This is a genomic window from Enterococcus sp. UD-01 (assembly GCF_044909655.1).
GTDB lineage: Bacteria > Bacillota > Bacilli > Lactobacillales > Enterococcaceae > Enterococcus_L.
In genome coordinates this window covers 14,243-28,520 of the sequence record NZ_JBIYEU010000009.1, presented here as the reverse complement: position 1 = coordinate 28,520, position 14,278 = coordinate 14,243, and the positions used below count along the sequence as shown (strand labels likewise).

Below are 14,278 nucleotides of genomic sequence, written 5' to 3'. Positions count from 1 at the left end.
GAGAATCACAGTGAAATGAAATTGAGCTGATGATGAACAGTACAAGACTTTCGTAGAAAGTGTTGAACCTTTTTCTACAAGGCTAAGCGGCTCATTCCGCTTTTATAGTTATCTAGCTGCACAAATCAATCTTTAGGAAAATAGATAAATTGCCAGTAAAACAAAAAGCGTTTCAATGTCAATTTCCTAATTTTCTACAAGATTAAACGATTTGTTTCGCTTTTATAGTTATCTAGCTACACAGGCTAGCTCTTCAGAAAAAAGATAAATTGCGAATAAGGCAAAAAGCGCCTTAGTCTCAATTTCCTATTTTGCTGAGAATCCCAACGAAAGAAATGAGTTGATGATGAACAGTACAAGACTTTCGTAGAAAGTGTTGAACCTTTTCGAAGAGCTGGGCAAGCCTGTTCCGCTTTTAAGTTATCCAGCTGCATGAGCCAGCCTTTCGGGAAAAAGATAAAAATAGTTTGTGGCAAAAAGCGCCACAATCGATTTTTCCTATTTTCCTGTCAAGGCTAAGCGGCTCATTCCGCTTTTATAGTAAGGAGGAAGTTATGAAGTTTACTGATGGTTATTGGATGACACGGGAGGGTTTTACTGTACAGTCGCCTAAAGAGGTTTTTGCGATTGATAAAAATCAGGATTCTGTCGTGTTGTATGCGCCGTATAAGAAGATTGAGCGGCGTGGAGATACGTTGAATTTAGGGATGAGTACGATTACGTTGAGCAGTCCGCAGGCAGATATGATTTCTGTGCGGATTGTTCACCATGAAAAAAATAATCCGGGGCCGAATTTTGAGTTAACAACGACTAACGTTCAGCCGGTAATTGAAGCAAGTGATGAACAGCTTTCGTTTACTTCGGGAGAGCTGCGGGTAACCGCCGCCTTGAAGGATAAGTTTCATCTGCGCTTCTTTGGTGCAGATCAATTGCTGACGGAATCAAAATTTGGTGCGCAGGGAGAAATTACACATGTCAGCGGTAAGCATTATATGCGGGAACAGCTTTCATTGGGTATTGATGAACAGCTTTACGGGCTGGGGGAACGATTCACGCCCTTTATAAAAAATGGTCAAACTGTAGATAGCTGGAACGAAGATGGTGGTACCGGTAGTGAGCAGGCGTATAAAAATATCCCTTTTTACCTAAGCAGCAATGGCTATGGTGTGTTTGTCAATCATCCTGAAAAAGTTTCTTTTGAGCTGGCCTCTGAAAATGTCTCACGAGCACAGTTTAGTGTGGAAGGAGAGGCATTGGAATATATCATTATTTATGGACCAACCCCCAAAGATATTTTAGAAAAATATACAAACTTAACAGGTAAACCAGCATTGCCGCCGGCTTGGTCGTTTGGCCTGTGGCTGTCAACATCATTTACAACGGATTATAGTGAAGAAACAGTGATGAAGTTTATTGACGGCATGCAGGAGCGCGACATTCCGTTAGAGGTTTTCCATTTCGATTGTTTTTGGATGAAAGCATTTGAATGGTGCAACTTTAAGTGGGATGAAGAATTATTTCCGGATCCTAAAGGCATGCTGCAGCGCATTCATGAGAAGGGCATCAAGGTTTGTGTTTGGATTAATCCTTATATTGGTCAAAAATCGCCTTTATTTGAAGAAGGACGCAAAAATGGCTACTTCTTAAAGCAAGCCGACGGCAATGTTTGGCAATGGGATCTGTGGCAGGCCGGACAAGGAATCGTAGATTTTACCAATCCGGAAGCTGTGAAATGGTATCAAGGGTATTTATCCGAGCTGCTGGATATGGGTGTAGACAGCTTCAAAACCGATTTTGGTGAACGGATTCCGACAGATGCCGTTTATTTTGACGGCTCTGACCCGCAAAAAGCACACAATTATTATAGTTACTTATACAATAAAGCCGTCTTTTCATTGCTGGAAGAAAAACGTGGTAAAAATGAAGCTGTCGTCTTTGCACGTTCCGGTACCGTCGGCTCACAAAAATTCCCGGTTCATTGGGGCGGCGATAATTTATCAGAATATGTTTCCATGACAGAAACCTTAAGAGGTGGTTTGTCCTTCCTGTTATCCGGCTTTGGCTTTTGGAGTCATGACATCGGCGGCTTTGAAGAAAATGCGTCCGCTGATCTTTACAAGCGCTGGACCCAATTCGGCTTATTGTCGACCCACAGTCGCTATCACGGCAATATTGAATATCGGGTACCATGGAATTATGACGAGGAAGCAGTGGCTGTCACGAAGAAATTTACCCAATTAAAAGTTCAATTAATGCCTTATCTATACAGTCAGGCAGTGTATACGGCTAATTCAGGTGTACCGATGATGCGACCATTATTCATGGAATATCCCGATGACCGCAACAGCTATTTTATTGATAAGCAATATTTCTTAGGAGAGCAGCTATTAGTAGCGCCGATTTTTACCGAAACAGGAGAAGTATCGTACTATTTACCAGAAGGCAAGTGGACGCAGCTGCTGGATCAGTCCTTTAAGGCGGTGGAGCGCAATGGTCAATGGCAAACAGAAACTCATGATTACTTGAGTCTGCCGGTTTGGGTCAAGGAAAATACGATTCTGCCTATGGCTAAAAGTACGCACCAAAGTGTTGTGTACGAATACAATAAAGATCTTGCTATTCATTGTTATCAGCTGAGCGACGGTGTCCATGAGCAATCAATTGTAAATACTAGTGGAAAAGTGCTTGCTAAGATTATAATAGAGAAGGATAATAGACATGTGGTGATTCGTACCGAAGGATTGGTCGGAGAAAATAGCGTCTACATCCACGAAAATGATCGCGTGAGTGAGTATGCGCTGGAACAAGCTGTTCAAGAGCTCGAACTCGACACGGAATAAAACTGGAGGCAAGAAGATGGAGCATAAACAATTGGATCCGTTTCCAACGAATTTTTTATGGGGCTCGGCGTCCGCCGCTTATCAAGTGGAAGGAGCATGGCAAGAGGACGGTAAGGGCGTTTCCGTTTGGGATGAATTTGTCCGTATTCCGGGAAAAACCTTTAAAGGCACGAACGGCGATATAGCGGTTGATCATTATCATCGCTACAAAGAAGATGTCGCTTTAATGAAGGAACAGGGCTTAAAAGCGTACCGTTTTTCTGTTGCTTGGACACGGATTTTTCCCGAGGGTCGCGGAGAGATCAACCAAAAAGGGCTGCAGTTTTATGTTGATTTAGTGGATGAGCTGATTGCCAACCAAATTGAACCCGTCTTAACCTTGTATCATTGGGATTTGCCACAAGCACTTCAGGATGAATATCAAGGATGGGAATCACGAAAAATCGTTGAAGACTTTACCAATTATGCGACGGTTCTCTTTGAAGCCTTACGTGGAAAAGTCAAGTATTGGGTTAGCTTAAATGAGCAAAATGTCTTTATCAGTCATGGCTATTTAATGGCTTCTCATCCGCCGGCAGTAAGTGATCCGAAACGGATGTATCAGGCTAACCACCATGCGAATTTGGCGAATGCTGCAGTTATCAAAAAATTCCATGAACTGGAAATGCCGGGACAAATTGGTCCAAGCTTTGCGTATGGCCCAAATTATGCGTTGAATAGTGATCCACAAAATGTGTTGGCTGCTGAAGATGCCGAAGACTTGAACGCTCATTTTTGGATGGATGTCTATTTATTTGGCAAGTATCCGCTTGTAGCGTTTAAAATGCTGAAGGAACAAGGCTTAGCTCCGGAAATAGCCGAAGGAGATGCAGCGCTTTTAGCAGCTGGCAAGCCAGACTTTTTAGGTATTAATTACTACCAAACCAATACAGTGGTCTTCAATCCAATTGATGGAGTGGGACTTGGAAAAATGAATACCACTGGTGAAAAAGGCTCTTCAGAAGAATCAGGCGTGCCGGGTGTCTTTAAACGTGTGGAAAATCCCTTTGTGGAACGTACAAACTGGGATTGGGAAATCGATCCGCAGGGACTCCGTGTTGGTCTACGCAGAATTGCCAGCCGTTATCGGATTCCGATATTGATTACTGAAAATGGTCTGGGTGAATACGATCAATTGACCGCTGAAAAAGAAATCCACGATGATTACCGCATCGACTATCTGAAAGGGCATGTTCACGCTATTAGAGAAGCCATTACCGATGGCGTCGATGTTTTGGGTTATTGTACTTGGTCTTACACGGATCTATTAAGCTGGCTGAATGGCTATCAAAAACGCTATGGCTTCGTTTATGTGGAGCAAGATGAAAATCAAAACGGCACGTTGAATCGTTATAAAAAAGACAGCTTTTATTGGTACCAAAAAGTTATTGAAGAAAATGGTGCCAACAGCTAATAAATGATAATGCACGTCAATGGGTGTGAGATAAAAGGAATCAGTCTTTTGTCTTACACCCTAAAAATGGATAAACAATGGGAAAAAATATCTTCCCCTAGGAAAATGTAACCGTTATTATAAGAAGAGGTGAAAACATGTCTTATGTCATTGGCATTGATTTAGGGACAGGTTCTGTGAAAGGTCTTGTCGTTGATCAGAAAGGTACGGTTTTAACTGAAGCTGCTGAAAAATATTCGCTGTATCATCCCCAAAAGGGCTACAGTGAACAAGATCCGGCTGATTGGCTAAAAGGAACTAAGCGAGTGCTGCAGCGTTTAATCGAAGCGTTGCCGCAGCTAAAAACCGAGCTGACAGCTATCAGCTTTTCGGGTCAAATGCATAGTTTGGTTTTATTAGACCACACGGATCAGCCTTTACGCAAAGCGATTTTATGGAATGATGTGCGCACAACCAAGCAATGCGCAGAAATTGCCAACACATTAGGTGAGCGCTTAATCAGTAAAACGAAAAATCTGGCGCTGGAAGGCTTTACGTTACCGAAATTATTATGGGTGAAACAGCAGGAACCGGAAATCTGGGCAAAAGCAGCTCATTTTTTACTGCCGAAAGATTACTTAGCTTTTTGGCTAACCGGCAATAAACAAATGGAGCGTTCAGATGCAGCGGGAACCTTGCTGTTGAATGTCATGGAGCAGCAGTGGGATTTAGAGATTGCGGCAGAATTTGGGATCAAAGCGGAGCTGCTGCCGAAGCTCGTTTCTTCTATTGATTCGGTTGGAACGGTTAAAGCATCACTATGTAAGGAGCTGGGCATTGAAGGAACAGTCGCTGTTTTTGCCGGTGGCGCCGATAACGCTTGTGCGGCGCTTGGCGCGGGAATTGTAGACCAAGAACGCGGCTTGTGCAGTATTGGAACTTCTGGTGTTTTTCTAGCTTACGAAAAAGCGGAGCAGAATTATCAAGGCAAGCTGCATTTCTTTAACCATGTGATTCCCGACCGTTTCTATTCGATGGGGGTAACGCTTGCTGCTGGTCAAAGCTTGACGTGGTTTAAAGAAACCTTTGCGAAGAAGAAATCCTTCGATACGTTGGTAGCTACAGCAGCTGAAAGTAGGATTGGTGCAAACGGGCTGCTGTTCGCACCTTATATTATGGGCGAACGAACACCATATGTGGACAGCCGAATCAGAGGCAGCTTTATCGGCTTGGATGCGAGTCAAAAGCTGGCGGATTTTACTCGAGCCGTACTGGAAGGCATCACCTTTTCTTTGAAGGACGCCCAAGTCTTGATGGAAGAGATTGCTGATAAACAATTTAAAGAGATAGTTTCTGTGGGCGGCGGCGCGAAAAGTGCTCTTTGGCTGCAAATACAAGCGGATATTTTTAATAGTAAAATTGTGACCCTGCAGACAGAGCAGGGGCCAGGATTAGGTGCGGCAATGCTTGCGGCAGTTGGTGCGGGCTGGTTTACTTCGCTGGAGGAATGTGCGAAAGTCTTTGTAACGTACGAAAAAGAAATTATCCCTGATCCGGCGGCTGTAAAACAGTATCAGCAAATTTATCAGCTATACCGCCAGGTCTATCCGCAAACAAAAACACTTTGTCATCAATTAAATGAAATTAGTTTGGAGAGTTGAAAATGAATCTATTAGCCTTTGATATCGGCGGCAGTTCAGTAAAATATGGTCTGTGGAGTGAAGAGTTAAAGGAACAGGACAGTATTCCTCTGCCGGCAAGCTGGGCTGAGCTGAAAGGACAATTAAAGCAGATCTTTGATCAGAAAAGTGAACGGTTAGAGATTAAGGGTGTGACTGTTAGCGCACCGGGGCTGGTGGATGAAGCTAAAGGAGAGATCCGCGGTATTAGCGCAGTTCCCTACATCCACCATTTTCCAATAAAAGAAGAATTAGAACGCTTATTCGATGTACCTGTTGCCTTGGAGAACGATGCGAATTGTGCGGCTTTAGCTGAGGTTTGGCTAGGCAGTGCGAAGGATGTTCCACATGCATTGTTCTTTGTAATTGGAACGGGCATCGGCGGTGCAGTCATCATTAATCGTCAGCTATTTAAAGGTCGGAATCTTTTTGGCGGTGAGTTTGGCTATATGATGATGAATGAATCTGTTTCGCTAAGTGATATCGGCAGTTCGGTTAAAAGTGTTAAAAAGTACAACCGAATCAGCGGTACTGAAATTGACGGCAAGGAGCTGTTTGAACGGGCCGCCAACAATGATCCGTTGGCCATTCAGCTGGTGGAAAAATTTTACGCTGCTGTAGCCAGAGGCATCTATAATCTATTGGTCAGCTTTGATCCCGGCAGAGTTGTCTTAGGCGGTGCTGTGTCTAAAAATGAACAGCTCATCCCCAACGTACAAAAGCACTTGACCCGGATCTTACTGGAAAATGCTGTGACGGATATGGATTATGAAATTGTTGGTTGTCAATTTGGCAATGATGCCAATTTAATTGGTGCAGTGTATCATTTCATGGAAACACATAAATAAACACAAGAGGGCGGACAAAACTAAAAACCGGTTTTGTCTGCCCTTTACTTATGAATAGACGGTGTTCAAAAGTCAGGCACTTCGGCAATTTCATAAAATGCGCCAATGCGAAAAGCGCATCTGTCGCCTTTTCCTCCAATTGCTCGAGCCTGAACGACTTTATGAACAACCTTGATTAAACGGTGTTCAAAAGTCAAGCACTTCGGCAATTTTATAAAATGCGCCAATGCCAAAAGCGCATCTGTCGCCTTTTCTTCCAATTGCTTGAGCTTAAGCGACTTATGAACAACCTTGATTAAACGGTGTTCAAAAGTCAAGCACTTCGGCAATTTCATAAAATGCGCCAATGCGAAAAGCGCATCTGTCGCCTTTTCCTGCAATTGCTCGAGCCTGAACGACTTTATGAACAACCTTGATTAAACGGTGTTCAAAAGTCAAGCACTTCGGCAATTTCATAAAATGCGCCAATGCGAAAAGCGCATCTGTCGCCTTTTCTTCCAATTGCTTGAGCTTAAGCGACTTATGAACAACCTCTTTTTATATGCGTCTATTTTCTTCCTCTGTTATAATGAACGAAAGTTAAGAAGCTGGAAAAAATAGAGGAGGAACGGTCATGGAAATATTTGATGTGATGATTATCGGTAGTGGGCCAGGTGGATTGGCCGCAGCTTATGATTTGGCGGCGCAGGGACAGAAGATCGCTGTGGTAGAAGCGGATCTTTGGGGTGGTACATGTCCGAATCGCGGCTGTGATCCTAAAAAGGTTTTATATGGAGCAGTGGAAGCTCAGGATAATTTGCAGCAGTTGGTACAGCATGGCTTTAAGCAGGTTCCTGCAATTGATTGGAGCGAATTAATGTCCTATAAGGAAACCTTTACACAGCCTGTGCCGACTGAACAAAAAACAGCCCTGCAAAAAGCTGGCATTCAAACAATTTACGGCAAAGCCGTATTCAAAGATGAACAGACCATTCTTGTTGATAATACTGCTTATCAATCAAAAAAGTTTATCTTAGCGACAGGTCAGCATCCGGCGCTTTTGGAGATTCCTGGTAAAGAATACTTTGATACAAGTACTGATTTTCTCAGTATGAAAGAGCTGCCTAAAACTATCGCTTTTGTCGGCGGTGGCTACATTTCGCTTGAACTGGCAAATATTGCCAATAGCTGTGGCAGTGAGGTTCACTTATTACACCACAATGACCGACCGTTAAAGGGCTTTGATTCAGAGCTAACCAAGGAACTTATTGATCATTTACGAAAACGAGGAATTCATATTCATCTGAATGAATCAGTTGAAAAAATTTCAAAGCAAGATCAACAGCTAGCGTTAAGCTTAACCAGTGGTGCAACAATGACTGTAGATCGTGTCTTATGTGCTGCCGGACGTCTTCCTAATGTAGCTGATATGGGGCTTGAGACCATCGGAGTAGACTATACGAAAAAAGGTATTGTGGTTAATGATCACTTGCAGACAAGCGTTGCAACTATTTATGCACTGGGTGATTGTCTGCAAAAATCAGCGCCGAAATTAACGCCGGTTGCCAGCTTTGAAGGTAGCTATTTAGCCCAACTGCTTGGCGGTACGACAGAAGAAGCTATCCGCTATCCTGTTTTACCGACGATTATTTTTAGTTCGCCCAAGCTGGCACAGGTCGGTCTGACTGACTCGGAAAAGCTGGATCCTGCAGCCTATCAGGTGCAAACGCTGGATTTGACGCAATGGTTTACGTATAAACGTGTGAATGAACCCTTGGTAAAGGCCAAGATCGTCACTGAAAAAGCTACAGGACTTTTGGTGGGAGCGACTGTTTTAGGTAATGAAGCGGATCAGCTAATCAATTTATTTACTCTAATGATCGAGCAAAAAATTCCCGCAAAAGAAGTCAACCGTCAAGTAATGCTCTATCCAACAGTTGCGAGTGATTTGAGTTATTTATATTAATGTGCTGTTAAAAGAGATTGAGCCAAAAGTCGTTTAGGTTCGAGCAATTGGAGTAAAATCCGACCAATATGCTTTTTATAGTGATCGGATTTTATGAAATTGCCGAAGAACCTGATTTCTGGCCACCGTTTATTCGTAAGTAATGGGCGGGACAAAACTGTTTTTTAGTTTTGTCCCGTCACTTTTTCAGTATAGGTGTTGACTTAAAGGCGGTAATACGTTAATAATAGTTTAACTGTTTTTAAACAGGGGCTTCCGATAGTTTTAATAAAATTAATAAATAATATTTATCAATCATATAAAAATAAACCATTAGATATTTAGTCAATTTCTTTTTAAACTATAGATAGTGAAATAGTGAGCAAATAAGCGTCAAGCTAGGAGAATACAGATGGAAACTACAAACAAAAAATATATCCCGTTAATCGGATCCTTGTATACGAACTTTATTTTTCAAGGAATGGCAGCGATTATTTTATCGCAAAACTTGAATGCTTTAAAGGATAGCTGGCAGGCTTCTGTGCAACAGATCACATTGGTGATTAGCGCCATCGGTTTAGGTCGAGTGATTATTTTATATTTTGCCGGTTACTTTTCAGATAGATTTGGCCGAAAAAAGACCGTACAGCTGGGCATTCTCAGCTATCTGATTTTCTTCATTGGGATTATCTGCAGTCAAAATTATCTGCAGGGTTTGTTCTTTGCCTTATTTGCCGGATTTAGTAATGCTTTTTTAGATACGAGTACCTATCCGACTTTAATGGAAGCTTTTCCGAATGAACGAGACAATAGTTCTTTAAGTGTGTTAAATAAAGCCTTTATTTCGCTGGGACAATTTTTATTGCCTTTGATCACCCGATTTATGATCGACCATGAGTGGTATTTTGGCTTGGTATTTATTGGCTGTGCTGTGGGTTTATTCATTAATTTGATTTATATTTCCAGCTTGTCATTTCCGGAAAGACATGCATTTGAAGCAGAAACGCCAGTGATCGTTGAGGAAGCAGTCGAGGTGCCTAAAAGTCGGCGACCATTATTTAAATATGAAGGAATTGCCCTGCTGATTTTTAGCTTTACCAGCGTTTCGACCTTTAATATTTTCATTTTGTGGGTGCCGTCATTTGCGGAATCGCTAAGCCTGATGAATCATTCCAATAGTTTGGTTTTGGTAAGTGCGTATAGCCTTGGTTCCTTTGTTTCAGTATTTTTAACTTCGTATATTGTTAAAAAAGGAGTTGCTCCGACCTTGCTGCTCATCTGGTGTAGCTTAATTTCTTTATTCTTGTTGATCGGCATGACCTTTTTCCCAAGTGTTCCCATGTTTTTAATTGGTTCTTTGGGGATTGGAGTATTCGCGGCCGGCGGCATTTGGCAGCTAGGCTTGGCGACGTTGCTGGAATTATTTTCAAAAGGCAAAGGGCGTGTTACCAGTTATTATTCAATTGCAACGTCTGTTTCGGTTATGATTATTCCATATATTACCGGCTTACTTGAAAAAAATAGTGTTTCGATGATTTTTGGCTTAAATATATTCTTAACAGCTATTGGTGTATTAGCAGCTGTCGTTATTCGTTATCGCTATAAAAAGATTACCAGTCAATTGACTGAAGTAGATCAGGCGCAAGCACTTGAATCAGTGGAAACGAAGATTGTCTAAATCAAAAAAATAAAATAAGCTGTCGGGATAATTTCCGGCAGCTTATTTGTGGCGCTTATTTATTCAAAAATGTCAAAGCAATCTTTTCATTGATGGTAATCATCCGGTAAAAATCTTCAATCTTGACAAATTCATTTGGTTGATGCGCATACTTTGTTTCACCCGGACCTAGGATTAAAATCGGAAAGTCTTTTTTCACGCGGCCAAATTGTGAACCGTCTGTGTAACCGGTCATACCAAAAGTGTTGGCTGGTTGTCCAGTAACATCAGAAACGACCTTTTGGCTAAGCAGTGTGAAAGGATCATCAATAGCTGTTTTCATTGAAGGTAAATCATTGATAAATTCAATATCCGCTTTGAAGCCTGGAACGCTAGCACGCAATTTGTTCAGCATTTCATGGAATTGCTGTTTTAATTCCTCATGATTTTGCGCTTTAATTGTACGTATATCAATTTCTACTGTACATTTATCCGGCACCACATTCGTTCCGTTGCCACCTGCAATAATGTCCAAACTAGAGGTTGAAGCACCAACCAGCTCATCGATAGATTGTGAAAAGTCGAAGGTTTCTTTAAACGCATTGAGTACCAGCAGCATATGTTCAATCGCATTAATTCCTTGCTCCGGCATTGAACCATGAGCGGTTTTGCCATAAGTCGTAATCCGAGGCCACAAGGCGCCTTTATGCGCGACGCCGATTTCAACATTAGTCGGTTCGCCAATGACCAACGCATCTAAATCATCCGCATAGCCTTGATCGACCAGTTGACCAGAGCCAATGGCACTAGTTTCTTCACCCACGGTTGCTAATAATTTAACCGTACCTTTAAATGGACTGCCGGCTGTTTTTAAACGAATCATTGCAACGACTGCAGCGATTAAACCGGATTTCATATCGCAGGTTCCCCGTCCATACAATAAGCCGTCTTTTTCAACGGCAGCAAATGGGTCCTCGTCCCAAGGGATTTCTCCAACCGGCACTACATCCATATGACCAGAAAAGCCTAAAACAGAACCGGCTTCACTGCCTTTTAGCGTAGCCACCAATTGGGTTCTACCTTCGCTGAAAGTCACTTGCTCACATGGGATATCGTAGCTTTTTAAAAGAGCTTCCAATTTGTCCGCTACTTGTTTTTCTTCGCCCAACACACTTTTAATTTGTACAACTTCTTTTAATAATTGTAATGCTTCTTGATTATTCATAAGTGCTGCCTCCAATTTGTAAAATAGAAATTTTTATTTGCGTTTTTCTTTGGGAATAATAAAGACAATGGAACCAATCGCTAAAAGACAAAATAGAATATTTGTCAATAAGCCGCCGGTTGCCCCGACCGTGTAATTTTGCGAAGCACTTAAGCCGTTGTAGACTGCCGCTGAAATCGCTACTCCTAAGGCGCCCCCTAAAGAGCTGGCCATTTTGTAAATGCCGGAAGCCACACCAGCTTTTTCATTAGGAACACTGGAAATCGCTGTATCCGTAGAAGGGGTTGCATACATACCAAGGCCCATTCCAAATAAGCTATAACCGATAAAAACCAAAACAAAATAAGCAGTTCCGCTAACCATCGTTAAAGCCATTAAACCAATCCCGATCCCAGATAAACAAGTGCCCCAAAGCATTGGTTTCTTCGCACCTATGGTTTGTAGTAATTTTTCACCAATTCGAATAGTAATCAACACTAAACAAAGATAACCAATCGAAAGTAGTCCGGTTTTAGCAGAAGAAAGTCTGCGTCCTTGCTGCACATACGTATTAATGACAATTAAAGTACCGGCAACGGCATTTAATAAAAAGTTGGAAATGGTTGCTCCAAGATAGCCGCGATTTTCAAAAAGTGAAAAGTCTACAAAGCTGTTGTCCATTGCTTGTTCAACCTTGTAAAATGCGAATAGACCAATAATCACAATAACGGCTAAAATTAATACAAGTGGGCTAGTCCAGCCTAATTCAGAGCCTTTAGAAACCACAATATTCAAGGCAACCATAGAAATGATAAATAAAAGTAGTCCTAAAGTATCAAATTTACTATTGCTGTTGCTTTCAACTTTACTTTCAGGCGTCCCGAAAATCAACAAGGCACTTAAAATGGAAACGACAATTGAAAAAATAAACACATAACGCCAACCTAGAGAACTGGCAATCGCACCGCCAAAGAATGAGCATAAGCCGGAACCGCCCCAAGAACCAATAGACCAGTAGCTTAAAGCACGTTGTCGATCCTTGCCTTCATAATAAGTTTTTACCAAGGCCATTGTCGCAGGCATAATACAAGCAGCAGATAGGCCTTGCAAAATGCGTCCGCTAATAAATAAAACTGGACCATGAGCAATGACCAAACCGGCTGAACCAATAACGCTCAAAATAAGACCAATATATGTTAACTTCATACGACCTAGTTTATCGGCCAAACCGCCGGCAACCACGATAAAAATTCCGGAAAATAAACCTGTCATGGAAATCCCAATACTTAAAATTCCGGAAGAAACGCCTAAATCACGCTGGACATCCGGTGCCATGTTCAGTAAGGATTGTGCGAATAACCAATAAGTTAAAACACTTAAAACAATCCCTACTAATAATTTGTTGGTTCCTTTATAACTAACTGTTTCTGCTGTGTGTGCTGTTGCTTTCATGATTGAACTCCTTCAGACAAATAGTGTAATACAGCTGCACCCATTGATTTTGCAGCAATAAGTAAACAATCCTCATCAATATAAAATTTTGGATGATGATGGGGGTAAGCGGGGGTTCCTTCTTTATGGGCGCCCACGAAAAAGAAGCAGCTTGGGCGTTCTTTCGCATAATAAGCAAAATCCTCGGAAGGGGTTTGTGGACCACATTCAACGATTTCTTTAATTTCTGGAATGTGAGCTTCAGTTAAGGCCTGTGCGACCATTTCAGTGGTCTTTTCATCATTGACACAAACGGGGTAATCATTGGCATAATCCAACTCATACTGAATACCGAAGGCTTTACAAACGCCGTCTAAAATTTGTTTAAACTCTTTTTCAACGATTGGTCGAGTAGACTCTTTCATAATTCGGACATCGCCTTCAAGCGTAACGGAATCCTTAATAACGTTCGCGGAGCCTTTTCCATCAAAGGAACCAATCGTAACGGTTGCTGTATCAAAAGGATCGATACGGCGGCTAACGATTGTTTGAACAGCCGTAACAAATTGTGACGCTGCTACAATCGTATCGTTTGCATCCTGCGGCGTTGAGCCATGTCCGCCTTTCCCTTGCAAAACAACTTTAAATGTTGCTCGTCCGGTATGAACGGAACCCTTATGATAAAAGACTTCACCCAACGGCATTAAGCTCATGACGTGAATACCTAGTACATGATCAACGCCGTCTAAACAGCCAGCTTCAATCATGCCCTTTGCGCCGCCTGGTGGCACTTCCTCTGCAGGCTGATGAATTACGCGAATTGTTCCCGGTAATTGATCTTTCAACTGAATCAAGCAATCCGCTAAAATCATCATGTAGGCTGTGTGACCATCATGTCCGCAAGCGTGCATCACGCCCGGAGTTTTAGAAGCGAAAGGCAAGCCTGTATCTTCTTGAATCGGTAAGGCATCAAAATCTGCTCGAATTGCTAAAACCGGCCCTTTTTTGCCGCCGTGAATATCAACTAACAGCCCATTACCGCCACCAATATGTGTTTGAACGTCACAGTCTTTACCTGCATAAAAATCGGCAATATACTGCGCTGTTTGAGTTTCATGAAATGATAATTCAGGCTGTTCATGAAAATGTCTGCGAATGTCAATAATTTCCGGTTCTCTTTGTTGAAGCATAGTGAATAATTGCGTTTGAAGCTCTTTCATTGTCATTCTCCTTTCAAATACAAATCATATTTTATGCCTATTA

At 42.0% G+C, this 14,278-nt stretch carries 10 protein-coding genes; 6 read left to right on the top strand and 4 right to left on the bottom strand.

Going from position 1 to position 14,278, the window contains the following annotated elements:
- Positions 1 to 554 precede the first annotated feature (554 nt).
- From yicI to ABH902_RS09140, 4 genes are all read left to right on the top strand, one after another.
- Positions 555 to 2,840, top strand: a complete 2,286-nt coding sequence (yicI, locus tag ABH902_RS09155; RefSeq protein WP_404590415.1) for an alpha-xylosidase — start codon at positions 555 to 557, stop codon at positions 2,838 to 2,840.
- A 16-nt stretch (positions 2,841 to 2,856) separates the two neighbouring features.
- A complete protein-coding gene (locus ABH902_RS09150) occupies positions 2,857 to 4,293 on the top strand; it encodes a glycoside hydrolase family 1 protein (RefSeq protein WP_404590414.1) in 1,437 nt (478 codons plus the stop codon).
- A 137-nt stretch (positions 4,294 to 4,430) separates the two neighbouring features.
- The gene (gene xylB / locus ABH902_RS09145; RefSeq protein ID WP_404590413.1) at positions 4,431 to 5,933 is read left to right on the top strand and encodes a xylulokinase; all 1,503 of its coding nucleotides are present in this window, start codon (positions 4,431 to 4,433) and stop codon (positions 5,931 to 5,933) included.
- Between the two features lie 2 nt (positions 5,934 to 5,935).
- Positions 5,936 to 6,799: an ROK family protein gene (locus tag ABH902_RS09140; RefSeq protein WP_404590412.1), complete on the top strand. Its 864-nt coding sequence runs from the start codon at positions 5,936 to 5,938 to the stop codon at positions 6,797 to 6,799.
- 65 nt (positions 6,800 to 6,864) lie between these two features.
- Here ABH902_RS09140 and ABH902_RS09135 read toward each other — a convergent pair whose 3' ends face one another.
- A complete protein-coding gene (locus ABH902_RS09135) occupies positions 6,865 to 7,179 on the bottom strand; it encodes a hypothetical protein (RefSeq protein ID WP_404590411.1) in 315 nt (104 codons plus the stop codon).
- A 233-nt stretch (positions 7,180 to 7,412) separates the two neighbouring features.
- Between ABH902_RS09135 and ABH902_RS09130 the strand changes: the two genes are divergently transcribed.
- Positions 7,413 to 8,744 (top strand): dihydrolipoyl dehydrogenase family protein, encoded by a 1,332-nt coding sequence (locus ABH902_RS09130; RefSeq protein WP_404590410.1) that lies wholly within the window; start codon positions 7,413 to 7,415, stop codon positions 8,742 to 8,744.
- A gap of 391 nt (positions 8,745 to 9,135) precedes the next feature.
- On the top strand, positions 9,136 to 10,401 hold the full coding sequence (locus ABH902_RS09125; protein WP_404590409.1) for an MFS transporter: 1,266 nt from the start codon (positions 9,136 to 9,138) through the stop codon (positions 10,399 to 10,401).
- 55 nt (positions 10,402 to 10,456) lie between these two features.
- Here ABH902_RS09125 and ABH902_RS09120 read toward each other — a convergent pair whose 3' ends face one another.
- Genes ABH902_RS09120 through ABH902_RS09110 form a run of 3 tightly spaced genes read right to left on the bottom strand, consistent with a single transcriptional unit; the run spans position 10,457 to position 14,241 of the window.
- On the bottom strand, positions 10,457 to 11,605 hold the full coding sequence (locus ABH902_RS09120; protein WP_404590408.1) for an ArgE/DapE family deacylase: 1,149 nt from the start codon (positions 11,603 to 11,605) through the stop codon (positions 10,457 to 10,459).
- Positions 11,606 to 11,638: 33 nt separating this feature from the next.
- A complete protein-coding gene (locus tag ABH902_RS09115; protein WP_404590407.1) occupies positions 11,639 to 13,036 on the bottom strand; it encodes an MFS transporter in 1,398 nt (465 codons plus the stop codon).
- The gene (locus ABH902_RS09110; protein WP_404590406.1) at positions 13,033 to 14,241 is read right to left on the bottom strand and encodes a M20 family metallopeptidase; all 1,209 of its coding nucleotides are present in this window, start codon (positions 14,239 to 14,241) and stop codon (positions 13,033 to 13,035) included. The genes ABH902_RS09115 and ABH902_RS09110 overlap by 4 nt, the downstream gene beginning before the upstream one ends.
- Positions 14,242 to 14,278 lie beyond the last annotated feature (37 nt).

Bases quoted from the DNA above. Each gene is read 5' to 3' on its own strand.
- ABH902_RS09130 (WP_404590410.1), top strand. From the start codon at position 7,413: ATGGAAATATTTGATGTGATGATTATCGGTAGTGGGCCAGGTGGATTG.
- ABH902_RS09125 (WP_404590409.1), top strand. From the start codon at position 9,136: ATGGAAACTACAAACAAAAAATATATCCCGTTAATCGGATCCTTGTAT.
- ABH902_RS09120 (WP_404590408.1), bottom strand. From the start codon at position 11,605: ATGAATAATCAAGAAGCATTACAATTATTAAAAGAAGTTGTACAAATT.
- yicI (WP_404590415.1), top strand. From the start codon at position 555: ATGAAGTTTACTGATGGTTATTGGATGACACGGGAGGGTTTTACTGTA.
- ABH902_RS09140 (WP_404590412.1), top strand. From the start codon at position 5,936: ATGAATCTATTAGCCTTTGATATCGGCGGCAGTTCAGTAAAATATGGT.
- ABH902_RS09115 (WP_404590407.1), bottom strand. From the start codon at position 13,036: ATGAAAGCAACAGCACACACAGCAGAAACAGTTAGTTATAAAGGAACC.
- ABH902_RS09150 (WP_404590414.1), top strand. From the start codon at position 2,857: ATGGAGCATAAACAATTGGATCCGTTTCCAACGAATTTTTTATGGGGC.
- ABH902_RS09110 (WP_404590406.1), bottom strand. From the start codon at position 14,241: ATGACAATGAAAGAGCTTCAAACGCAATTATTCACTATGCTTCAACAA.
- xylB (WP_404590413.1), top strand. From the start codon at position 4,431: ATGTCTTATGTCATTGGCATTGATTTAGGGACAGGTTCTGTGAAAGGT.